Origin of the sequence: Sphingobacterium sp. (assembly GCF_032065005.1) — a bacterium.
Classification (GTDB): Bacteria; Bacteroidota; Bacteroidia; order Sphingobacteriales; family Sphingobacteriaceae; genus Sphingobacterium.
In genome coordinates, this window is the sequence record NZ_DAMBMM010000001.1 from 488,313 (window position 1) to 511,515 (window position 23,203).

Below are 23,203 nucleotides of genomic sequence, written 5' to 3' on the forward strand. Positions count from 1 at the left end.
AATGGCTTGTAGGTCATTTAGTTAGTGTTTTTGTAAGAATGAAGATAGTAAAAAGGCTTGTAAGTTTGCGCTGAAGTTTACATATTTGCATCGCTTTTAAGGGAAATGCCTCCTTAGCTCAGCTGGTAGAGCAACTGACTTGTAATCAGTAGGTCATTGGTTCGATTCCGATAGGAGGCTCAAAAAGAGGGTATCAATTGATACCCTCTTTTTTGTTTTTCTTATGTCTTTTCTATTTCAGCATCATGGCTTCTTTATGGTTCAGTACCTGTTTAAAGGTAGGAGTGCCATTTTGGAAAAGGGTTTTATGGTGTGGTGCAGGGATCAATACTTTTACTTCATATTTTTCGAGTGGGATAAAGAATAGGATTCCATGTTCGACAAAGTTTTCATCTGTTATCTCTGTGAACTTTTCTGCTTTATCGTTGATACGATTTAATGATTCTAATTTTTTGATGACCTGCTGCATGTTTATTTTTCTTCATGAAAAACCAATATTGGCACCTTTGAATGCAGAGCAAGGTTATTGCTGATGCTGCTATTGAATAGCCGATCAAAGAAGCTTCGATTTCTCTTAACGACACCTAATATATCAATATTGTTTTCAAGGATATAATTTGCAATGGTATTTTCTATGCTTTCCACCTCATCTAGGAGAATATAATTAATGTTTTCTTGTGGAAATTCCTTTTGCCAAGCTTCGGTTTGCAATAGGACATCGGCCACTTTATCGTTGTGCATCACGTGTATGCAATCGATTTTAGCATCCACAGCTTTGGCCATGATCAGCATTTCCTTTAGAGCAGATTTGTCCTTTTCACGGAATAGCGTCGTGAAGACGGTGCGCTTGATGCCTTGATATTTAGCATGTGGAGGGACCGCAAGGACCGGGTTTTGAATAGACTTGATAACACTTACGGTATTGGTTCCGATTAATTTGGACAGGAATCCAGATTCACCATGTGTTCCCATAACGACCAAGTGGATCTTTTCCCGGTCTACAATGCTTTTGACCACTGAAGCGACTGGTCCTTCTTCAAAAAGAAAAACTAGTTCTACTTCTTGCATCCCGATCTCGGAGGCTATCTCTCGGAGTTTTTGGGTTTTCTTTTTATAGACCTCGAATTGGTTGAGCTCAATGGTCTGATAGACTTCTCCTAAAAGTTCCGGTTGTCCACCGTGTGTTGCGGATAGGACGGGCTCTAGATAGGAGTAAAGCACATAAATCTTGGCATCAATCGATTTGGCAATATGTAATGCATAGAGGAACGCATTATTGGCGATTTCGGAAAAATCTGTAGGAAATAAGATGGCTCTCATAGTCGTTAATTTTGTGTTTGTTAAATTTACCAAATAATGGGCAAGGAATTAATGACCTTTATCATTATTTTATACCAACTGTAGCATGGAATTGTTTTATATCGTTATCCTAATATAGAATATTTATAGCAGGATTTGTATGAATAAAGCTTAGCTTCATCTATAGTTTTTTTAATTACAGAAGATTAGAGAAGACATAGGTGGGAATTTTAAGGAAATATCTCAGTAACAGTACAGCATTGAACCTAAGGACAGCTTTGGAGCAATGTGCTATGTCTAATTCTGAGAAGAGCAAATCCTTTCTATACAAGAAATTCTATGGGTATGTAATGGCTATCGTGATCCGCTATATGAAGCATGAAATGGAGGCTGAGGAGCTTGCCAATGAATGTTTTGTGAAGGCCTTCAATAAGATCGGGACCTTTTCACTGCATGAGGATCCCAATGTTTTAGAGAAGACTTTTAAGTCTTGGATAGCGAGGATCGCAGTTAATACGTCGATCGATGCACTGCGGGTTCGGAAGCAGATGTATATGCTGGATGACCTGAGCAGTAGTGATACCATACATTATTCCGTAGATAATGGAAGCAGGCTGGAATATGAGGATATGCTTTCCTTGATACAGCAGTTGCCAGATATTCAGCGATCGATCTTCAACCTGTATGAAATTGAAGGTTATTCGCATGAGGAAATAGGGAAGGAGCTGGGAATCCCAGAGAGTACTTCCAGGACTTATTTGACAAGAGCGAAGCAAAAGTTACGCAAATTGTATTTGAGTCAAATTGATTTAGAAAATATTAAATCCTGATTCGTTTAGATAATGGAAGAGAAGAATAAAAAAGATATTGTCGAACAGATCGTCGAAAAGATGAAATCCATGGAGGAACTTCCGTATAAGGAAGGTGCATGGGAGAATTTTCAAAGTCGGTATGGTGCTGCCCCGGTTAGAAGGAACAAAACTTTCTATTGGGCTGCCAGCGCTGCGGCAATTTTATTGTTGGGAATTGGAACGGTTATGTATTGGCCGGAAAATATCCCTAACAATATTGATAATCAAATTACCGCTAACCAGGATCCTGTTGTTGACAATGAAACTGGTTTTCAAGATAACCGCGGTGAACAAGCTTTGGTAAGCGGTCAGGATGGAAGTGTAATTGGTTCTCAGGATAATTTAATTGCAAATCAATCCGATTTGAATACTTCTGTACATGGGAATGGCCAAATAGCTCAAGCGGGAGTTGAGGATGCTAATGCAGAGATTAGAGGTTACCAGGACCTAGGATTGATATCCAATTACTCTAATGATGGGATTTATGCAAGTGGTATCCAAATCCCTAATGCTCTTCATTCCTATAATCTATCCAATAAAAGGGCAAAGATTGAAATGGATAACGACCTGAGAGGTTTCAGGGAAAATAATGTCAATAGCGAATTGGCATATCAAGCCCAAGAGGCAAAGAATGGTGCTGAGCCCTTAATAAAAAATAGGAAATTCAATTTTAGGGAGAAGTTTGATTTAGGGCTTTTCGTTTCTCCGAATTCCACCAATGAGCGGTTCAATTTTGGAGGCGGGATGTTGTTAGCCTATAATATCAATAAGAATGTAAGTGTTAGGACTGGATTGGCATACAACCGTTATGATGTTTCTCAAATGAAAGATCCAGTGGCAAATTCAGAAACTCCTGTTGTGGCCAGTAAAGATGCCCTGAAGAAAATTACGGCTAACGGTCTGACCCAGAATTTTGCAAGCAGTAATGCCATTATTCTGCCGAATGTAAATGCAATTTCGGGAAATGTCCAAGCATTGGAAGTTCCCTTGGATGTACGGGTAAAGTCTAAGTCTGGGTTTTATGCTTCCTCTGGTATAACTTATGCCGCTGTATTCAATCAGAACAGATATGCGCATTATGTTGAGAATGCCAATACCGAATTGTTTGGCAATGGTCTTCCTGAGAGTGAGGCGGATGTAAAAACGGCTGTTAAGCAGGTTTCCAGAGCAATCAAGACAGAGGATGAAAACGTGAGCAGTAATGGATTTGGTGGTTTTGTCAATTTCTCCATCGGTAAGGAAATGAAGATGAACAAAAACATCAATCTATCGGTTGAACCTTATTTTAAAATGCCTGTAGGTAGTTTTAAAAGGGCAGATATGAATTATACCAACGGTGGTATAAGGATCATCACTAATTTCTAGACTACAGCTGGTCTATACGGACCCAAGCCATTCCAGCAGAAATTGCACCTTGTACTCCAGGATCACCGTCTTCAAAGACCAAGCAATCGCTTGGATTGACGTTTAAGTGTTCTGCAGCCAATAAAAAAGGTTGAGGAGAAGGCTTACCTTCAGGAGTATCGCCTGCACATACCAAAGTCTCATATCTACCGACTACCTTAATGACGTCCAAAGTAATGTTAAGGGTGGAGCGGCTTCCTCCAGATACAATCCCAATTTTTCTTGATTCAGCAAAATCATATAGGACCTGTCTTACAAATTCCACAGGTTGCGTCTTTTGGATAAAATGTTCAATAAAGATGGCAGACTTTCGCTTTGCAAATTCAAATCTGTCCAATGGAACCTGATAACGGGAAGAGATTTCATCAGCTACATCCACTGTAGGCCAACCTGCAGTTTCATCGATCAGATCGGGGTTCAATTGAATGCCATGTTCCTTGGCAGTTTCTACATAAGCAGCTTTATGGGCATGCATATTATCTGCTAAGGTGCCATCGACGTCAAACAGTAATGCTTTGAAAGGGGATGCGATTTCTTTTAGTTTAAGGTATTTCTGATAATTTTCTTCCGTCATGCCGCAAAAATAAGAAAGTCTCCATGAATTGGAGACTTTCGTGATCATTTTATGGTCATACCTTGAATGAAGGTATGCATGTTAATCTTATTTTTCAGATTTACGACGTTTCAGTTCTTTCATGATTAAGCTTAACTCACGTCCGGTCTGTCCACCTACGGAGGTGTTTTCCTGAGCGCGGCGGAACAGATAAGGCATTACTGATTTTACAGGTCCGTATGGCATATACTTAGCCACATTGTAACCTGCAGCAGCCAAATTGAAAGAAAGGTTGTCCGACATTCCTAAAAGTTGTGCGAAAAACACGTTAGGAAGATTGTGAGGGATGTTTCTTTTTTCAAGTTCATTTGCCAATAACCTGCAGCTTTCCTCATTATGCGTTCCTGCCATCATGCCGACTGTATCAATGTTGTCAAGACAGAAGTCCACAGCGGCATTGTAATCGGTATCAGATGCTTTTTTGTTAGGTTGGATAGGAGAAGGGTAATTGTTCTCTTTTGCTCTTTCTCTTTCAATTTCCATGTAGGCACCGCGAACAAGTTTGGCACCAAGGTGGAAACCTTGAGTTTTAGCATAGGCAAAATCAGCTTTAAGGGAAGCTAATTTGTCATGACGGTACATTTGATAGGTATTATATACAATAGGGCTTTCCGAATTGTATTTTTCGATCATTTCTCTAGCAATATCATCAATGGTATCCTGGATCCAGGAGTGTTCAGCATCGATAAGCACACGGATGTCGTTATCATAACAAGCTTTACAGATACGGTCACATCTCTCCATCAGGCGTTTGTATTCCGCTTGTTCTTCAGGGGAAAGTGATTCTTTAGCATCGATTTTGGCCAATAGGTCAAATCTTCCCAAACCAGTAGGTTTGAACACACAGAAGGAGATCAGCGGGTTAGCTTTAGCAGCTTCTACGGTCCTAAGGATTTCAGCGCAGCAAGCATCGAAGCTTTCTTCCGAGTCTTCCCCTTCCACAGAATAGTCAAGGATAGTAGTAACATGACCTTTACCAAGGTCTTGGATTGCAATTTGGCAATCTTGGATACTTTCTCCTCCACAGAACTGTTTGTAGATGGTGTTTTTGATAATGCCTTGAATCGGTAATCCGATATTCAACGAAAAGTTTGTAATTGGTGTCCCTATCTTAATTAGGGTATTGCTCGCGACCATTTTAAATAACCAATACGCTTTGTTAAGGTCTTTGTCGCTTTTGCCTTGAAAGGCAATTTCGGTGTTGTTAAAGTCAAGCTTTAAGGGTGAAGCTATGTCCATATTACTTTAATTTGATGTTGGTAAAATTAGGCTTTTTTTATGAATTAAAAACATAGTTATAATGCAAATCCTATCAATTAAAATTACTTTTGTTTATGCAAACGTTTACACTAGAAGGGGACTATATCCAATTGATCCAATTATTGAAAGTCATGAACTGGGTTGAGCATGGTGCCATGGCTCAATGGGTGGTAGAAGAAGGACTTGTAAAGTACAATGGCCAAGTCGATTACAGGAAAAGATTAAAAGTTAAGGTAGGGGATATCGTAGAATTCGATGGGAATAAAGTGAAAGTTCAATAATCCTTAGGCTCTGTAAAATATCTGTTTACAGTTTTAAAAATCCAATTACATTCAATAAAAAAATCTATCTTTAGGTAGAAAATATATATGAAGAAGATTAATAGTTTGGGATACGAAGTCGTATTCGATGATGAGTTAGATGAACTGCAGTCCTTTCTCATTGATCATGATTATTCGCAACTCTTGATTCTCGTAGATCGAAACACGAATGATCATTGTTTACCTGTCATTCAGGCTGCCATACCTGATATTGTTGATTATGATATTATTGAGGTTGATCCTGGAGAAGAGAACAAGAACATAGACTTCTGTATAGGTGTTTGGAAAACCATGTTGGACTTTGGCGCCGACCGCAAAGCCCTCATGCTTAACTTAGGCGGTGGAGTAGTAACCGATATGGGCGGTTTTGCCGCTTCTACCTATAAAAGAGGTATTGACTTTTTAAATGTTCCTACAACCTTGCTTTCTCAAGTTGATGCCTCCGTGGGTGGTAAGACAGGGATAGACTTGGATAATGTAAAAAACATTATAGGTACCTTCAGCCAGCCGAAGGCTGTATTTATATCCCATAAATTTCTTGAAACATTAGATGACCGTCAGGTTCTTTCGGGATTTGCCGAGGTCATCAAGCATGGTTTGATCCAGGATAAGGATTTATTTAACCGTTGCAAAACAGTTAGCTTGCCTGTTATACCTGAAGGTATGGTGTACGATTCTGTTGTCATTAAGAATAAGGTAGTTCTAGAAGATCCTACTGAAAAAGGCTTGAGGAAGATCTTGAATTTTGGACATACGATAGGACATGCTATTGAAGGATACTCCTTGGTAACCGATGTAAATCCTTTATTACATGGAGAGGCAATTGCTATTGGAATGATTTGTGAAGCTTATCTTTCATATAAGGTAAACAATTTGGATAAAGCCGAATTGGACGAGATTGTCAATTACCTATTGTCAATCTATCCTAAATACAATTTAAATTCAGCAGTTTATCCTGAGTTATTGGCATTGATGAAGAATGATAAGAAGAATGAAGGCAATAAACTTGGATTTGCGCTGTTAAGAAAAATAGGAGATTGCGACTTCAATAAATATGTGGAAGAGGATTCCATCATTGAGAGTCTAGATTTTTATCAATCAAAAACCAAATAAATCAAATGAAAAGAATTTGCATACTGACCCTAATCTGTTGTTTAAGTATCTGTTTTGCTTTTGCAACAGGGATTGAAAAGCCAAAGAAAGTTTTAGTTTTCACCAAGACAGCAGGTTTTAGGCATGACAACATTGAAGAAGGAGTGAAGGTCCTGACGAAATTGTTGAAGGATGAAAACATTGGAATGTTTCATACAGAGGATGCAAATGTCTTTTTGGCGGATTCATTAAAGAATTTTGATGCTGTTTTGTTCTTTAGTACCACCGGTACCATCCTAGATGAGCAACAAAAAGTAGCATTCCAGAACTTTCTGAAATCCGGAAAAGGTTTTATGGGTGTTCATGCCGCAACAGATACAGAGCACGACTGGCCATGGTACAATAATTTAGTAGGAGCATATTTTGCCAGCCATCCTGCTGTGCAAGAAGCAAAAATAGATGTCAAGAACATAAAGCATTTGGCTACTAAGCATCTGCCAAAGGTATGGATGCATAAGGACGAATGGTATGACTTCTCCAATGTTAAACCTGATCTAAAGATCTTGATGACCATCGATGAGAAATCTTATGAAAATGGAAAAATGGGTGATTTTCATCCCATTGCTTGGTACCAGAAGTTTGAGGGAATCAAAGTCTTTTACACTGGCTTAGGACATACGAAGGAATCGTTATACGAACCGAACTTCCAAAAACAGCTCGTGGGAGGTCTAAAATACGTTTTAGGTTATTAATTGATTCACAATAAATGATATTAAAAAGGAGGTATTTTACCTCCTTTTTCTATTGTAAATAAATTGTTGCGGAAAAGTCTTGTTTATTAAAAATTATTCATAAATTAGTTCTAATTGTAAACTTAATTCTAAACAAAATCAATTCCTGTTAATATTGTATTATTCCATTTTGATATGAAGGAAAAGTACAGCAGAAATTTCAAAAGTGTTTGATGTACACTTTGTTAACATTAAGCAGAGGATGTGAAGTGAAAGGGAAAGTACCATAAATACCGATAACTTTAATAAACTATATAACTTTAACTAACAGCTTATGACACACGAGTACTTAAATCCAATTAGTAAACCAAAATAACTTAAAAGACTACATTTCTTTTTAGGAAGATAGATTTCTCATAAATGGGATCTCTATGGCTTTAAATAATAAATATTTAATTCATGGCTTTGCTATGCCTTGAGATTAAGATTTATTGCATCATTGAACTAATAATTTAACAAACTAACTAACAAATTCTATTATGGGAAGATCAATGAAGTTCCATAGCAATTCTTTTATTCCCAAAAGACTGCTAAAAAATGGACTTCTGATTTCAATGGGCGTGCTCGCGATGAGCAGTGTCTCCGCATCAGAAGTTTCAATTTGGAATAAAATCGCTATGCATCCATTATATGCGATGCAAAGTCCAGTGAAAGGTAAGATTATTAACCAGGCAACTCAAGAGCCAATTGCTGGAGCTACCATTAAAATCGTCGGCAAGACGTCGAGTACCTCATCAGATGCTTCTGGAAATTTTGAAATCGATGCGCAAGCAAACGATGTCCTCATCATTTCCTACGTAGGCTTTGCTTCTGCTCGTTACACGATCAGCTCTACCACTCAACCGATTACCATTACGCTTACAGAAGATAGCAGTAACTTGGAAGAAGTGGTTGTGACTGGTTATGGTACGCAGAGGAAGAAAGACTTGACAGGATCCGTTGCTGTTGTAAACGTGTCGGAATTGAAGTCTCAACCTGCAGGTAGTGCCGTTGAAGCTTTGCAAGGACGTGCAACCGGGGTTCAGATTGTCAATGACGGTGCGCCAGGTTCAACTCCTCAAATCCGTATCCGTGGTTATTCAACCATTAACAATAACGAACCGCTGTACATTATCGATGGTGTACCTTATGAAGGCAAGTTGAGCTGGTTGAACCAAAATGATATTGAAAGTATGCAGGTGCTGAAAGATGCTTCTGCAGCTTCAATCTACGGTGCCCGTGCGAACAACGGGGTTGTTATCGTGACGACCAAATCTGGAAAAGAAGGAAGTACCAAAATCACCTTGGATGCCTATGCAGGCGCAGGTGTTCCAAACAAAGGCTCCTTTCCAAAAATGCTGACTCCTCAACAGATCTTGGATATCGACAATAAATTCAATGGAACAAGCTTACAGCTTCCTGACTATTTATTGGCCGGTTCAAAAACCAACTGGGATGTGACAGCAGCAGATGCGGACATGAACAAGTACAACTATTTCGCAAAAGACCGTGCATCCTTCTATCAAATTACAAAAGCCAATAAAGCAGGTACGAAGTGGTTTGATGAATTATCGCAAACTGCTCCAATCCAATCTTATCAATTAGCTGCAACGGGAGGTAATGAAACTTCTCAATATGCCTTCTCAGGTGGCTACCTTGATCAAAGAGGAAGTATCATCCATACCGGTTTCCGTCGTTATAACGTAAGGACTAATACCCAATTCAATGCATTCGATAAGAAATTAAGATTTGGTGAAAACCTTTCTTATGCTTATACAGAAGGCCATGGTATGGGTGTTAACCCAAATACTGCGGGTGGTTATCAAGGTGAAGGGTCTGTATTGGGATTCGCTTACCGTATCCAGAACATTATCCCAGTGTATGATGAAGGTGGAAACTTTGCGGGTTCATTTGGTAAGGATTTAGGAAACGGTGAAAACCCTGTGGCTTTAGCTTATCGCGCTAAGGATAACATGAACCGTTCGAATTTCTTCTTCGGAAATGCATTTGCAGAGTATGACATCATCGATGGTTTGACATTGCGCTCTAATTTCGGTTTGAGATATGAAAACTACAATGGCGTAAGTTACACTTATCCTAACCCAGAGTTCTCTGAAGGTAGTTTCAATAATGGTATGAGTGAATACCAAGGATATACCACAGAGTGGACCTGGACCAATACGTTAAACTACAAACCTAATCTAGGTGAAGATCATAGCCTTAACGTAATGGTAGGTACCGAGGCCATCAAAAACAGAAACCGTGGTATTGACGGTAGTAGAAATGGTTATTTCATCATGAACAGCTTAGACTATTTGTATCTAAATGCAGGTAGTTCGAACTTCAACAACAATGGTTCTGGTTCAATAGGAAGTATGTTCTCATTGATGGGAAAAGCTGACTATGCATACAAAGACCGTTATTTATTGAGTTTAATTGCTCGTCGTGATGGTTCATCCAATTTCGGTGAAAACCATTTATACGGGGTATTCCCAGGGGTAAGTGCTGCATGGCGTATTTCTCAAGAGGAGTTTGCTAAAAGCGCAGAATGGTTGACTGATTTAAAACTTCGTGCAGGTTACGGGGTTACAGGTAACCAACGTATCCCAGGATTCCAGTATTTAAATAGATATTTAGCTTCCTTGACAGAATCATCATATCCAATCAATAACGGTGTAGTGAATGGTATCTGGCAAAACTCATATTCTAACCCAGATATTAAATGGGAGCAGGTTAAATCATTGAACGTAGGTTTGGACTTCACGGTATTGAACGGTGATCTAGACGGATCGATTGACTGGTTTAACAAGAAAACAACTGACATGTTGTTCTTGGTTCCACTTCCAGCTGCTGCTGCAGGTAGAGCTGCTTCTCCATACCAAAATATCGGTGATATGAGCAACAAAGGTTTTGAGTTCTCTTTGGGATACCACTATGGTCACAGACAAGAGAAACCATTTACATTAGATTTGGCTGCTAATTTCTCAAACTACAAAAACGAAGTGGTTGCATTAGCTCCAACCGTATCACAGGTTAACTACGGTGCCTTCCGTTCTATGGAAACTTCCATCTTACAGAAAGGTCAGCCTTTCGGTTCATTCTATGGTTATCAAGTGACAGGTATCTATCAGAGTGTAGATGATGTAAATAATTCACCTTCATACGATGATGCAAGACCAGGAGGTTTGAAATATGCAGACTTAAATGGAAACGGTGAAATCGACCCAGGAGATAGAACAATTATTGGTAATCCACACCCAGACTTCACTTATTCATTGAATATCAATGCTGCTTACAAAAACTTTGATGTATTGTTATACTTCTATGGTTCACAAGGAAATGACCTATATGAAGCCACTCGTTACTTTACAGACTTCGGAGTATTCCGTGGACAAAAGAGTGTAAGGGTATTGGATGCATGGAGTGAATCAAACAAAGGTAGTAATATCCCATCTCTACCTAATCCAGCTGACAAAACAAGTGCGATGGAATACGCAACATCCTCTTATTATGTACAGGATGGTAGTTTCTTGAAGCTAAAGAATTTCCAAATTGGATATAACTTGCCTACTAAAAAGCTATTTGGTGAGAACACAACATTTAATAGGTTAAGATTATATTTAGGTGTTACCAACTTATTCACGATTACCAAATACGAAGGCTTAGATCCTGAGGTTTCAGCTACTCCATCTGCATACCCAGCATTGGGTGTTGACTTTGGGGTATATCCTCAGGCTCGTCAGTACACATTTGGACTTAATTTAGGATTTTAGTAGGTAGAGAATATTAAATAGAACAATCATGAAACGAAATAAATTAATGATTCTTTTAGGCGCGGGAATGCTACTTGTTACTTCCTGTGGAAAAGAATTTTTACAGAAATTACCTCAAGGCCAGTTATCTGAGCCTCAGGTAGGGAATAAAGATGGTGTGGAAGGTGCGCTGATCGGTGCATACAGTATCTTAAATGGAAATGTAAGTGGCACTTGGGGCAACTATGCTTCTGCACCTAGCCAGTGGCTATTTGGTGAAGTTGCATCAGACAATGCCCACAAAGGTTCAGAGCTTACTGACCAGACACCAATGAACATGATCGAAACCTATAATGCGATCAGTACAAACGACAACCTGTCCCAAATGTGGCAAGTATACTTTGAAGGGATTCTACGTTGTAACAATACCTTGAAGTTACTTGCAGCAGACCAAGCAGGGCCAAAGGAAATCTCTGCAGAGCGAGCTAAGGAAATCGAAGCTGAAGCGAAGATGTTGAGAGGCCATTACAACTTCTTCCTATGGAGGATCTTTAGAAATGTCCCAATCATTACCGAAGCAACGACAACTGCTGAAGCGCAGACCATTCCAAATGACAAGGATATTACTCCGGCCATTGAAGAGGATTTCAAATTTGCAGTCGCTAATTTGCCTGCTACCAAAATCAAAGATGAGTTTGGTCGAATGGACAAAAATGCTGCAAAAGCATATTTAGGTAAGCTTTATCTGTATCAAAAGAAATATGCTCAAGCTTTGACTTTGTTTAAAGAAGTTATGGCAGGTAAGGATATCACGACGATGCCTTACTGGAATAACTTTGATGTAACGAAAGAAAACGGACCTGAGGTGGTGATGGTTTCAAAACACGCCATCAATTCCAATGGTGCAGCAGATAACTCCAACGTAGGGGATATGTTATCCGGTCTCTATGGAAGTTCACCAGTAGGTTGTTGTGGTTTCTATCAACCAACCATTGATTTGGTAAATGCATTCCAGGTAGATGCCAATGGTCTTCCATTATCAACTACAGCTTACCGTGCTACACCATACCTTTCCGATTTGAAAAACCCAACTGATTCATACGTATTAGATGTGAACTTGAAATTCGACCCTCGTTTAGATTATACAGTTGGTCGTAGAGGTGTTTCTTATTTGGACTATGGAATTATGCCAGGTAATGCATGGATCCGTGATGCTAAATACGCCGGACCGTTCGTTACCATCAAAACCATGATTCCAGTGGCTCAATTTGCTACCAATGCAGCACCGGGAGCCAATTACCTAACCGGTTTGGACGTTAATATCATCCGTTTAGCTGATGTGTGGTTGATGGCTGCAGAATGTGAGGTTGAAGCAAATAACCTTCCAGGAGCTTTGAAATTGGTGAATGATGTTCGTAAGCGTGCTGCTACGCTTCCTGCAAAGAAAACAGGAACCGGAGCAAATGCAGCAGCATATAACGTAAAGCCTTATCCATCCTTTGCATCTCAAGATGCAGCACGCACTGCCGTAAGAACAGAACGCCGCATCGAATTGGCAATGGAAGGACACCGTTTCTTCGACCTTGTACGTTGGGGAGTAGCTAAATCAGTTTTAGAAAGCTATTCTACATTTGAAGGTTCATTTCTGCCTGCATACAAAGGTTTAACCTTCTCTGCAAACAGCGAATACTGGCCTGTACCTCAGGTAGAGATCGACCGTAGCAATGGTGCATTAAAATAGAACTATTAGGTTAATTCAATAAAAAGAAGATGGGGCTGGTCGAAAGATCGGCCCTTCTCTTTTTCTATAAAATCTTTGTTTCATACTTCCTTAAATTCTAAACAATGATTATGTTTACAACATGAGAAGCATACTAATCCTAATGGGGTTATTGGCCTGCTTGACAACCAAAGCGCAATCTACCCTCAACCTAAATGATGAATTCCAAAAATCAACCGTATTACCAAAGCATTACTACGGCTTTAGTCTTTACGATGTCGATCAACAAAGCTTTGTGTACAACCATAATCAGGACAAACATTTTACTCCGGCATCAAATACCAAGGTCTTCACTTTATTTGCATCCCTAAAGCTCATCGGTGATTCTATCCCAGGGATCGCATATGTCGAACGTGGGGATTCCTTGATTTTCTGGGGAACCGGTGATCCTAGCTTCTTACATCCAAGGTTAGATAATGGAAGAGTATATAACTTCTTAAAAAACAGTAATAAAAAGCTGTTCTATTCAAGTTCTGCTACGCAAGAACCGACCTACAGGAACGGTTGGTCGATTGAAGACTATGAATTCTACTACCAACCAGAATTGTTTCCATTTCCGATCTATGGAAATGTAGTGCAGTTTAGGGAGGTTGATGGCAAACTCAAATTATTCCCTTCCTACTTCGAACGCGATGTCAGACAGCTATCCGATACAACAACGCGATACAGAATACACAGAGCAATGGAGAATAACAGCTATGAAATCAATGAGCTTCCTTTGCCAAAGAACTATGTCAATGAAAAACCTTTCCGTCCTAGTGACAGCCTTTTGGTGCTTTTGCTTCAGGACACCTTGAAAAAGGATGTCGGATTGGTACATCAGAAACTACCTCAGGATTTCAAGATCTATAATTCTGTAGAAAAAAGAACGGTAGAGCGCGAAATGATGCTTCCAAGCGATAATTTCTTGGCAGAGCAGCTAAACATGGTTGCATCCTTCTTGAAGTACAATAGCTTCAAAACAGAAGACCTGCGCCAATATATGACCGACAACTATTACAGCAAATTAAGTGATAGCATTGAGTTGAGAGATGGTAGCGGTTTGTCGAGTTACAATAAAATAACACCAAGGAGTATGGTGGAGGTTTTGCTTCAGATCAGCAATGAAGTCCGTGATGAGAACGCCAAGTTATATTTATTTCCGGCAGGAGGATTAGAAGGAACGCTAAAGAATGTTTATCCAACACCGGGAGGAAAGGCCTTTGTCTGGGCTAAAACTGGAACCATCAATAGTGTTCACTGTCAGAGTGGTTATATCATAACCAAACGAGGTAAGCGCTATGTGTTTTCTTTTCTGAACAATAATTACTTGGGGAGTTCAAGTCCAGTCCGCAAGGAAATGGTACGGATAGTTACCCATATCTACGAAAATTTTTAAACCAGTTCTAAAATCAAATGGTATATTCGCATAAGCAAATCTTATGAAAATATTCAAGAAGAATGATAAAAGATTAATCAGATCATGGTCCATGTACGATTGGGCCAATTCTGCCTATAATCTGGTCATCAACTCCACCATTTTTCCAGTATATTATACGGCCATCACAAAAAATCCGGAAACCAATGACACGGTTTCCTTTTTTGGTATTGAGGTCATTAATACTGCCCTATCCAATTTTGCACTTTCCATTGCTTATTTATTGATGGCTTTAGGCTTGCCGTTTATTTCAGCTTATTCAGATGCGGCAGGAAAGCGGAAGTTCTTCATGAAGCTCTTTACCTATATTGGTGCCATTGCCTGCATGGGATTGTTTTTCTTTAAGATTAACACCTTGGAATGGGGGATCTTCTGTTATGCCATAGCTGCCATGGGCTATATTGGAGGGGTAGCTTTCAATAATTCTTACCTACCCATCATCGCAAGCCCAGATCAGCAAGATAGGGTCAGTGCACAAGGATTTGCCTATGGCTATGTTGGATGTGTGACCCTTCAGATCATTTGTTTCGTGTTTATTTTTAAACCAGAGTGGTTTGGAATCAGTGACGCCTCATTCCCGGCAAGATTTTCATTTCTATTGGTAGGACTTTGGTGGCTGCTGTTCGCGCAGATCCCATTCCGATTCTTGCCAAGAAATAGACCTACTGTAGGTTCTGAACGCTTGCCTTTCTTTACAAAAGTGAAGAAGGAATTCAGCAGTGTATTGGGTCAGATAAAACAGATCGAAGCCATCAAGACCTTTTTACCGGCCTATTTTTTCTATTCCATGGGAATTCAGACGCTATTGATCGTTGCTGCGGCATTTGGAGAAAAAGTGTTGAATTTAGGGGCAAGTAAACTGATTGCATCCATTTTATTGATTCAGATCGTAGCGATTGGTGGGGCATACGTCATGTCTGTGGCGGCCAAAAGGTTTGGAAACATCAAGGTTTTGCTTGTTGTGGTGTTCTTCTGGATACTGATTTGCTGTGCCTCTTTCTATATGACTACAGAATATCAATTTTACGGAATGGCCTTTGCTGTAGGATTATTGATGGGAGGGATACAGTCCTTGTCTAGGTCGACCTATTCAAAGCTTATCCCTGAACATATTGAAGATACCACCTCCTTCTTTAGTTTCTATGATGTCTCGGAGAAGGTAGCTATTGTGATCGGCTTATTCAGCTTTGGTATCATTGAACAGATCACTCAAAACATTCGATATTCGGCATTGTTCCTGTCTGTATATTTTATCATCGGGTTTTTGTTGTTGTTTCGTGTTTTAAAATTTAATAAATTACAGATTATTGAAAGCGATTAATGCATAAAGTAGAGTTATTTATCCCTTGTTTTATTGATCAATTATATCCTGAAACAGCCTTTAACACCGTAAAACTATTGGAGAAGGCAGGTTGCAAGGTCATATACAATACCGATCAGACCTGTTGCGGACAACCAGCATATAATGCAGGTTTCTGGGATGATGCCAAGAAAATTGGCCAGAAGTTCTTGAATGACTTTCATGAAGAACATCCCATCGTAAGCCCATCGGCTTCCTGTGTAGGGATGGTTAGGGGAGGATATGATGATCTTTTTACCAACTCCATTGAACACAATAAGTGCAGGGCCATACAGCGCAATATTTTTGAAATCAGTGATTTCTTGGTCAATGTTTTGCAGAAGGAATACTTCGGAGCAGAATTAGTAGGGACAGCGGTCTATCATGATTCCTGTTCAGCATTAAGGGAGTGCAAGATCAAGGAAGAACCAAGGCGCTTATTAAGCCATGTAGGAGGATTGGATATCGTAGAAATGAGAGATCAGGAAACATGCTGCGGTTTTGGTGGTACCTTTGCGGTTAAATTTGAAGGAATCTCGACGGCCATGGCGGAACAGAAAGTTCAAAACGCCTTGAATGTCAAGGCAGATTATATTATATCTACTGATTCGTCCTGCTTATTGCAATTGCAGGCTTATATTGAAAAAAATCAACTTCCCATTAAGACCATGCATCTTGTCGATGTGTTGACTTCTGGATGGGCTAATATCTAATAACTTTATATAACAAAATCATGAGTTCAAGAAGAGAGTTTTTAAGAAACTTAGGTCTAGTAACAGCTGGAGTAACTTTAGCGCCTTCGCTAGATGTATTCGCTGCTAAGAAAGACTGGTTTCAAATTTCATTAGCGGAATGGTCTTTACATAAAAAACTATTCAAAGGAGATTTGAAAAATATTGATTTTCCTGAGTATACAGCAAAAAACTTTGGTATCCATGGAGTTGAATATGTAAATCAATTCTTCAAGGATAAAGCTAAGGATATGACTTACTTAAAAGATTTGAATAACCGTGCTAAGGACAATGGCGTGAAAAACGTATTGATCATGGTGGACGGTGAAGGAAGTCTAGGAGATCGTGATGAAACTAAACGCAAGCAAGCTGTAGAAAACCATTACAAATGGATTGATGCCGCTAATTTCCTTGGATGTCATGCCATCCGTGTAAATGCTGCAGGTGAAGGAACTAAAGAAGAAGTTAAGGAACAAGTGGTTAAAAGCTTGTCTACCTTAGCTGATTATGGTAAAAAAGGTAAGATATCTGTAGTCGTTGAAAACCATGGTGGAATTTCTTCTCACGGTGATTGGTTGGCCGATGTGTTGAAAACAGTTGGTAAGAAAAACTGTGGAAGTTTGCCTGATTTCGGTAACTTCTATGAGTACGACCGCTATCAAGGGGTTAAGGACTTAATGCCATATGCTAAAGGTGTAAGTGCTAAATCACATGCTTTCGATGCAAATGGTAATGATACGGGAATTGACTACGCCAAAATGATGCAAATCGTTAAATCTGCTGGCTACAATGGCTATGTGGGTATCGAATTTGAAGGCGATAAGATTTCTGAAGACGAAGGAATCAAATTGACAAAGGCTTTATTGGAGAAATTCAAATAATAGCCAATAATATTATAGAAAGAGGCAAGAATCGAAATTCTTGCCTCTTTTTTAATTGAATTTAACCTATTCCAAATTCTGCTGAAGCATCGTAATAAATTGTTTACACAACTATTTTATTTTTTATTTTCCGAGAATTCGCTGTTACCACCTTTTGATTTTAATTGAAATTCAAAAAACAAGAAAAATAAATTTATTTCTAAAAATGAACATATTCTTTATCTTTTTTACTTTGCTTTTCGTTTAATCTTTCAAAATTATCAACATAAGGCTTCTTTTTATTTAAATCTTTCATTAAAAAATTTAATAGCACTTTAGCGGATTGATTAAACTTTTGGCTGAAATTGATATCTTAACCATTGAATGTTAAATACCGATAGGCCTGTTAACTTAGTATTAATTGTAAATAAAAATTTGTTAATTTGCTATCCGTAAAAAATATTGTTCTAAAAAAATCTTAATTAACGTAAATATCAATAACCGATGAATCAAGAAAAAGACCAAGAGTTGGTCCAGCACCTTGCCAAACAAGGAGTTGACGACAAAATGGTAATGGGACATCCTGCAAGTCTATTTGTCCTATTCTTTACTGAGATGTGGGAGCGTTTCAGTTATTACGGAATGAGAGCCCTTCTGACCGTATTCCTAATCACTGAAATTTCTAAGCAAGGCTGGGGATGGAGCAATAAAGAAGCCATGGAATTGTATGCTTGGTATACAGGCTTGGTTTATTTGACTCCTTTAATAGGAGGAATGATCGCCGATAAGTTGACCGGTTACCGTAAAGCCATCCTTTTGGGCGCCTTAATCATGACCCTAGGTCATGCCTCTATGGCCCTTGAAGGGACTTCACAATCCTTTTTCTATGTCGGACTTGTCTTGATGATCTTAGGTAATGGTCTTTTCAAACCAAATATTTCCTCCATGGTAGGTCAGTTATATCCTGATACATCGGCGAAAAAAGATGCTGGTTATACCATTTTCTACATGGGTATTAACTCAGGTGCATTCTTAGGAATGTTATTATGTGGTTATATCGGTGAAAAAGAGGGTTGGCATTACGGATTTGGATTAGCTGGGGTATTTATGTTCTTCGGTATGATCCAATTCTATTTCGCACAAAAGATCTTTGGTGTAATCGGTGAAAAACCAGGTACTGTTCATTCACCAGAAGAGCATGTCCACAACATTCAGGAAGAAGACCATACGCCTAAAAACGTGGTTAGAGACCGTTTGGTAGTGGTAGCCGTATTGATGATTGCCAGTATCTTTTTCTTCTTTGCCTTTGAGCAAGCCGGTGGATCGATGACCATTTTTGCAAAGAACTACACCCAACGTGTCCTTGATGGGGATACAGGTGAGATCTTTAAATGGGTAGATGCAGCCTTGACCATATTCCCGATCCTGATCGTAACGTATGTCCTTTTCAAATTATCCCAACAGATTTTCAGTAAGTATCCTTTGACCGTAATTTTCACGGCCCTCTCTTTCGCTATTATCTGGGCATTGGGTATTTGGAAAGTGAATAAGGAATTCTCTGTTGAAACGACAGAAGTTACAGTTTCTTGGTTCCAGATCTTGAACTCCTTCTTTATTATCACGCTTGCTTCTTCCTTTTCTAAATTATGGGAAAAGGTATGGAACCCGTCAGGTCCAGTGAAGTTTGCTTTCGGATTGATCTTGGTAGCCGTAGGTTTCCTTGCTTTGGCATATGGATCGATGTCTATCCCTTCAGGTGCGCAGACAGCCTCAGTGAGCATGATCTGGTTAATCTTGGCCTATTTCTTCCATACAACTGGAGAATTATGTGTATCGCCGGTAGGTCTTTCTTATGTAAGTAAACTTTCACCTAAGAAATTTGCTGGTCTATTATTTGGATTATGGTTTACTGCCTCTGCGATTGCTAACTTTATCGCAGGTATGACCGGTTCATTTATTGATAAGATTACCGAAACTTACTCGATGACTGTTTTCTTCTTGATCATCGCAGCTCTTCCAATTTTGGTTGCTTTCCTATTGTTGATCTTTAATGGTAAATTAAAGAAAATGATGCATGGCATCCAATAATTGAAGATTTTAATTCATATTGAAAAATTTTTGAAACAAATATAAAAGCCGAATCCTAACAAAATTCGGCTTTTTTCATTCAAAAAATAGCCCCTTAAAGACCTTAAGAAAAATTAACCTTAGCATTGAATCCTAAGGAATCCTGAAAGTTTTTTTATTTTTACAAATTCAAACTTAGCGTTTGATTGAAATTACAGTTTATGAGTCAAGCTTCAGATGCTTCTTTTTCAGAAGAATTAGAAAAACAGGGAATCGATGGCAGCCTTGTATTAGGTCACCCATCAGGTTTATTTGTTTTGTTTTTCACAGAAATGTGGGAGCGTTTTTCCTTCTACGGAATGCGCGTGTTACTTATCAATTTTTTAACCAGTGCAATTATTTCAGGTAGTCCATTTTCCGGATGGGGTTGGGATCCAGTCCAAGCCGGTGCCTTATATGGTACCTATGCCATGTTGCTGTATATCTCACCCATATTTGGTGGTATCTTAGCCGATAAGTATTTGGGCTATCGATATGCCATCGTTATCGGGGCTGCCATCATGACCCTGGGCCACCTTTTCATGGCCTTTGACACGCCACTGTTCCTTTATCTTGGTCTCGGGGCATTGGTAGTCGGAACAGGATTCTTTAAGCCGAATATGACTTCCATATTATCCGAGATGTACAAAAAGTTCCCGCAGAAGAAAGATGCTGCCTACACCATATTCTATATGGGGGTGAATTCAGGCGCTTTCTTTGGTATGATGCTATGTGGTTATTTAGGGGAAAAGGTCGGTTGGCATTGGGGTTTTGGTTTAGCAGGTATCTTTATGTTTTTAGGAACATTACAGTTCTGGTATGCCAAGCCAATCTTCGGAAAGGTTGGAGATAAGCCCACAGCAGAGATCAAAGCTGAAAAAGCTGAAGCTGCAGCCTTGGCAAATCCAGATGATAAACCAAATCCATTTACGAAATTAGATATCTTCCTAATTGTTATCATGACTATCCTAGGATTGGGTTATGCATTCAATGACCCACTATCTAAGATTTCAGGCATTGATATCTTCTCAAGTCTTCAGATGGGATCCATGGCTGGCCAAAATGTTGCCATATTTGCAGCATTGATCATCTTCCTGTTTGTCGTGATTTCAAGATTGTCCAGATATACAAAAGTTGTTCGAGACCGATTGATTGCCGTCATTATCTTTGCGTTTTTCGTTATCTTCTTTTGGATGTCCTTTGAGCAAGGTGCCTCTTCCTTGGTCATTTTCGCGCGGGATAGCGTCGATAGAAGTTTATCAGGAAATTCCCTGACTATTTTCAATGTGGTCAATAGCTTATTGACTATCGTTCCATTGATTTTCGTGACCTATGCGGTCACCATGCTAACCAAAAAGACTTTTGGCAAAGCACCACTTTCCAATATAGTTCAGGTGATTTGTTTTACAGCAGTATGGGGTTTGGCCTTATGGATGCTGTACCGTGAGTTCACTGCCGAATCTTCAGAAATTGCGGTTTCATGGTTTTCCATCATGAATTCTTTCTTTATCATCACCTTTGCCAATTTTGTGTCTAAAATTTGGGATTCCAAATACAATCCACCGGCAACCGTAAAATACGGAATGGGCTTGATTGTTATGGCAATTGGTTTCGGGTTATTGGCCTTTGGTGCAAATGGACTTCAAGAAGGCGTTAAGGTATCTATGGTCTGGTTGATTCTGGCCTATATGTTCCATACGCTTGGTGAACTATGCCTTTCACCGGTAGGCTTATCTTATGTTTCTAAACTTGCCCCTGCCAGGATGATCGGATTTATGTTCGGGATGTGGTATTTGGCATTGGCTATCGGAAATAAATTAGCGGCCATTATCGGTGGGCAGATTGAAATCATTACCAATCAGTATTCCTTGAGTACTTTTTTCTTGATATTTACCATTGTGCCGATCGGAGCTGGGATTATCGTGATGTTGCTTCACCCAATCGTGAAGAAGCTGATGCATGGCGTGAAATAAAATCTAAATACATTTATTAAAATGGCTACTGAGGCAAATAAAACTCTTGAGGAGATTCAAGATTTTAAAGGCAAATATCCGAAACAGATCTGGAGACTTTTCTTTTCCGAGATGTGGGAGCGGTTCTGTTTTTACGGAATGCGCGGGATGTTGGTCTTCTTTATGATTACACAACTGAATTTTGGCGAAAAAGAAGCTAATCTTCAATATGGAGCTACCCAGGCATTTGTTTATGCCTTTACCTTCATCGGTGGGCTCTTCGCAGATAAAATCCTCGGATTTAGGAAATCCCTCTTTTTTGGAGGACTATTGATGATCGTGGGATCTGTGTTACTGGCAATTGATACCCACCAATTTTTCTTCTTTGGTTTGGCCTTTATCATAATAGGAACAGGATTCTTCAAACCTAATATTTCAACCATGGTAGGGGAGCTCTATAGGGATAATGACAACCGTCGTGATGCCGGATTTTCATTGTTCTATGCAGGGATTAACCTCGGTGCCTTTTTAGGTGGATACATCTGTGTCGCTATTGGAAAGGGCTACATGTTGAGTTCTGTCATTGATGAGGCTCACCGTTGGAATGTCGCTTTTGGCCTTGCTGCCTTAGGTATGTTGATCAGTTTGATCAATTTCCAATTTACCAAGCATGAGTTAGGACCAATTGGCTTGCAACCTGGGCATCCAGACGCAATTGTAAAAACAAAACCCCTTCCAAAATGGGTGGAATATGCAGTGTATGCGAGTACCTTGATTTTTGTGCCCTTGATCCAAGTGATGGTCTCCAAAACGGAGTACACGGACTATTTTATGTATACCATTGGTCCATTGACCTTGATCTATCTTTTCTATGAGATGTCAAAAGTGGAGAAAAAGGAACGCCATAAATTGATCGCCGCATTGATATTCATTTTATTTTCCATTGTTTTCTGGGGGATATACGAACAGAGTGGTGGTTCATTGAGCATATTTGCCGCTAATAACTTAAATGATTCTGTAGCGGGCGGAGCTTTCCGTTTGGACCCTAATGGAGTCAATAACTCTGGAGGTGCCTTCTTCATTATCATTTTAGCTCCCTTATTTGGGTTGTTATGGTTGTGGTTGGCGCAACGAAAAATCGAACCCAATACCATTATCAAATTTGGTTTAGGCTTTATCTTCCTTGGCTTGGGTTATTATGTGTTGTTTGCGACGCGTTTCTTTGCGGTTGAAGGAATGACTTCCTTAGACATCTTTACCGCGGCATTATTGGTGATTACGATTGGAGAACTTTGTCTTTCTCCAATTGGGCTTTCTATCATGACCAAGTTATCTCCAGCTAAATTGCACGGGATCATGATGGGAATGTGGTTTTTAGCCAGTGCCTATGGGCAATATGTAGCCGGCCTTATCGGGGCCAATATGGCCGAAGCTCGAGAAGGAGCATCTTTGATGGATAAACTCTTGACATACACCGAAGGTTATAAACAATTAGGATTATATTCCTTGATCGCAGGTGCAATTTTGATTATTCTATCTCCATATATTAAGAAATTAATGCATGGGGTAAATTAATATTTAATTCAACAATTAATCAAAGGCCGGATGTAAAATCATCCGGCTTTTGTATTTGTGATAATTAATCCTGTATTTGGTC

The 23,203-nt window shown here is 39.4% G+C and carries 18 protein-coding genes and 1 tRNA gene; 15 read left to right on the plus strand and 4 right to left on the minus strand.

All coding sequences use genetic code 11. The features are described 5' to 3' along the window. The first annotated feature begins 107 nt into the window (after positions 1–107). A tRNA-Thr gene (locus RT138_RS02075) sits at positions 108–180 on the plus strand. A gap of 52 nt (positions 181–232) precedes the next feature. On the opposite strand, the gene RT138_RS02080 is transcribed toward RT138_RS02075, so the two are convergent. Next, positions 233–469, minus strand: a complete 237-nt coding sequence (locus tag RT138_RS02080; RefSeq protein ID WP_313189318.1) for a hypothetical protein — start codon at positions 467–469, stop codon at positions 233–235. A gap of 2 nt (positions 470–471) precedes the next feature. Next, positions 472–1,320 carry a universal stress protein gene (locus RT138_RS02085; protein WP_313189319.1) on the minus strand — a complete coding sequence of 283 codons (849 nt, stop codon included), beginning with the start codon at positions 1,318–1,320 and terminating at the stop codon, positions 472–474. Between the two features lie 200 nt (positions 1,321–1,520). On the opposite strand from RT138_RS02085, the gene RT138_RS02090 reads away from it, so the two are divergent. Together RT138_RS02090 and RT138_RS02095 are read left to right on the plus strand one after the other, a co-directional pair. Beyond that, a complete protein-coding gene (locus tag RT138_RS02090) occupies positions 1,521–2,129 on the plus strand; it encodes an RNA polymerase sigma factor (protein WP_313189320.1) in 609 nt (202 codons plus the stop codon). A gap of 12 nt (positions 2,130–2,141) precedes the next feature. Next, positions 2,142–3,515, plus strand: coding sequence for a hypothetical protein (locus RT138_RS02095; RefSeq protein ID WP_313189321.1), 1,374 nt, complete (start codon positions 2,142–2,144; stop codon positions 3,513–3,515). 1 nt (position 3,516) lies between these two features. Here the strand turns inward: RT138_RS02095 and RT138_RS02100 are convergent, their stop codons facing one another. Both RT138_RS02100 and RT138_RS02105 read right to left on the minus strand, forming a co-directional pair. Further along, a complete protein-coding gene (locus tag RT138_RS02100; protein ID WP_313189322.1) occupies positions 3,517–4,128 on the minus strand; it encodes an HAD-IA family hydrolase in 612 nt (203 codons plus the stop codon). Between the two features lie 87 nt (positions 4,129–4,215). After that, positions 4,216–5,406 carry a proline dehydrogenase family protein gene (locus RT138_RS02105; RefSeq protein WP_313189323.1) on the minus strand — a complete coding sequence of 397 codons (1,191 nt, stop codon included), beginning with the start codon at positions 5,404–5,406 and terminating at the stop codon, positions 4,216–4,218. A 95-nt stretch (positions 5,407–5,501) separates the two neighbouring features. Here RT138_RS02105 and RT138_RS02110 point away from each other — a divergent pair, with 95 nt between their 5' ends. The 12 genes from RT138_RS02110 to RT138_RS02165 all read left to right on the plus strand — a co-directional run bounded on the left by RT138_RS02110 (position 5,502) and on the right by RT138_RS02165 (position 23,121). Then, positions 5,502–5,708: an RNA-binding S4 domain-containing protein gene (locus RT138_RS02110; protein WP_093096688.1), complete on the plus strand. Its 207-nt coding sequence runs from the start codon at positions 5,502–5,504 to the stop codon at positions 5,706–5,708. Positions 5,709–5,795: 87 nt separating this feature from the next. Further along, entirely contained in the window at positions 5,796–6,860 is a 1,065-nt protein-coding gene (aroB, locus tag RT138_RS02115) for a 3-dehydroquinate synthase (protein ID WP_313189324.1), read from the plus strand. A gap of 5 nt (positions 6,861–6,865) precedes the next feature. Further along, on the plus strand, positions 6,866–7,591 hold the full coding sequence (locus tag RT138_RS02120) for a ThuA domain-containing protein (protein ID WP_313189325.1): 726 nt from the start codon (positions 6,866–6,868) through the stop codon (positions 7,589–7,591). A gap of 518 nt (positions 7,592–8,109) precedes the next feature. Further along, a complete protein-coding gene (locus RT138_RS02125; protein WP_313189326.1) occupies positions 8,110–11,382 on the plus strand; it encodes a TonB-dependent receptor in 3,273 nt (1,090 codons plus the stop codon). Positions 11,383–11,410: 28 nt separating this feature from the next. Further along, complete coding sequence (locus RT138_RS02130; protein WP_313189327.1) at positions 11,411–13,102, plus strand: RagB/SusD family nutrient uptake outer membrane protein; 1,692 nt, start codon at positions 11,411–11,413, stop codon at positions 13,100–13,102. Positions 13,103–13,223: 121 nt separating this feature from the next. Further along, positions 13,224–14,519 (plus strand): D-alanyl-D-alanine carboxypeptidase, encoded by a 1,296-nt coding sequence (locus RT138_RS02135; RefSeq protein ID WP_313189328.1) that lies wholly within the window; start codon positions 13,224–13,226, stop codon positions 14,517–14,519. A gap of 43 nt (positions 14,520–14,562) precedes the next feature. Then, positions 14,563–15,879 (plus strand): MFS transporter, encoded by a 1,317-nt coding sequence (locus RT138_RS02140; RefSeq protein WP_313189329.1) that lies wholly within the window; start codon positions 14,563–14,565, stop codon positions 15,877–15,879. Beyond that, on the plus strand, positions 15,879–16,610 hold the full coding sequence (locus RT138_RS02145; RefSeq protein ID WP_313189330.1) for a (Fe-S)-binding protein: 732 nt from the start codon (positions 15,879–15,881) through the stop codon (positions 16,608–16,610). Before RT138_RS02140 ends, RT138_RS02145 begins: the two co-directional genes overlap by 1 nt. Before the next feature lie 20 nt (positions 16,611–16,630). After that, the gene (locus RT138_RS02150) at positions 16,631–17,509 is read left to right on the plus strand and encodes a sugar phosphate isomerase/epimerase (protein WP_185216369.1); all 879 of its coding nucleotides are present in this window, start codon (positions 16,631–16,633) and stop codon (positions 17,507–17,509) included. A gap of 483 nt (positions 17,510–17,992) precedes the next feature. Continuing rightward, positions 17,993–19,576 carry a peptide MFS transporter gene (locus RT138_RS02155; RefSeq protein ID WP_313189331.1) on the plus strand — a complete coding sequence of 528 codons (1,584 nt, stop codon included), beginning with the start codon at positions 17,993–17,995 and terminating at the stop codon, positions 19,574–19,576. Between the two features lie 200 nt (positions 19,577–19,776). Next, complete coding sequence (locus tag RT138_RS02160) at positions 19,777–21,567, plus strand: peptide MFS transporter (protein ID WP_185212194.1); 1,791 nt, start codon at positions 19,777–19,779, stop codon at positions 21,565–21,567. 21 nt (positions 21,568–21,588) lie between these two features. Continuing rightward, entirely contained in the window at positions 21,589–23,121 is a 1,533-nt protein-coding gene (locus tag RT138_RS02165) for a peptide MFS transporter (RefSeq protein WP_313189332.1), read from the plus strand. Positions 23,122–23,203: the final 82 nt, after the last annotated feature.

Coding starts and splice junctions, on each gene's coding strand:
- RT138_RS02080 (WP_313189318.1), bottom strand. CDS start 469: ATGCAGCAGGTCATCAAAAAATTAGAATCATTAAATCGTATCAACGAT.
- RT138_RS02085 (WP_313189319.1), bottom strand. CDS start 1,320: ATGAGAGCCATCTTATTTCCTACAGATTTTTCCGAAATCGCCAATAAT.
- RT138_RS02095 (WP_313189321.1), top strand. CDS start 2,142: ATGGAAGAGAAGAATAAAAAAGATATTGTCGAACAGATCGTCGAAAAG.
- RT138_RS02100 (WP_313189322.1), bottom strand. CDS start 4,128: ATGACGGAAGAAAATTATCAGAAATACCTTAAACTAAAAGAAATCGCA.
- RT138_RS02105 (WP_313189323.1), bottom strand. CDS start 5,406: ATGGACATAGCTTCACCCTTAAAGCTTGACTTTAACAACACCGAAATT.
- RT138_RS02110 (WP_093096688.1), top strand. CDS start 5,502: ATGCAAACGTTTACACTAGAAGGGGACTATATCCAATTGATCCAATTA.
- aroB (WP_313189324.1), top strand. CDS start 5,796: ATGAAGAAGATTAATAGTTTGGGATACGAAGTCGTATTCGATGATGAG.
- RT138_RS02120 (WP_313189325.1), top strand. CDS start 6,866: ATGAAAAGAATTTGCATACTGACCCTAATCTGTTGTTTAAGTATCTGT.
- RT138_RS02125 (WP_313189326.1), top strand. CDS start 8,110: ATGGGAAGATCAATGAAGTTCCATAGCAATTCTTTTATTCCCAAAAGA.
- RT138_RS02130 (WP_313189327.1), top strand. CDS start 11,411: ATGAAACGAAATAAATTAATGATTCTTTTAGGCGCGGGAATGCTACTT.
- RT138_RS02135 (WP_313189328.1), top strand. CDS start 13,224: ATGAGAAGCATACTAATCCTAATGGGGTTATTGGCCTGCTTGACAACC.
- RT138_RS02140 (WP_313189329.1), top strand. CDS start 14,563: ATGAAAATATTCAAGAAGAATGATAAAAGATTAATCAGATCATGGTCC.
- RT138_RS02145 (WP_313189330.1), top strand. CDS start 15,879: ATGCATAAAGTAGAGTTATTTATCCCTTGTTTTATTGATCAATTATAT.
- RT138_RS02150 (WP_185216369.1), top strand. CDS start 16,631: ATGAGTTCAAGAAGAGAGTTTTTAAGAAACTTAGGTCTAGTAACAGCT.
- RT138_RS02155 (WP_313189331.1), top strand. CDS start 17,993: ATGAATCAAGAAAAAGACCAAGAGTTGGTCCAGCACCTTGCCAAACAA.
- RT138_RS02160 (WP_185212194.1), top strand. CDS start 19,777: ATGAGTCAAGCTTCAGATGCTTCTTTTTCAGAAGAATTAGAAAAACAG.
- RT138_RS02165 (WP_313189332.1), top strand. CDS start 21,589: ATGGCTACTGAGGCAAATAAAACTCTTGAGGAGATTCAAGATTTTAAA.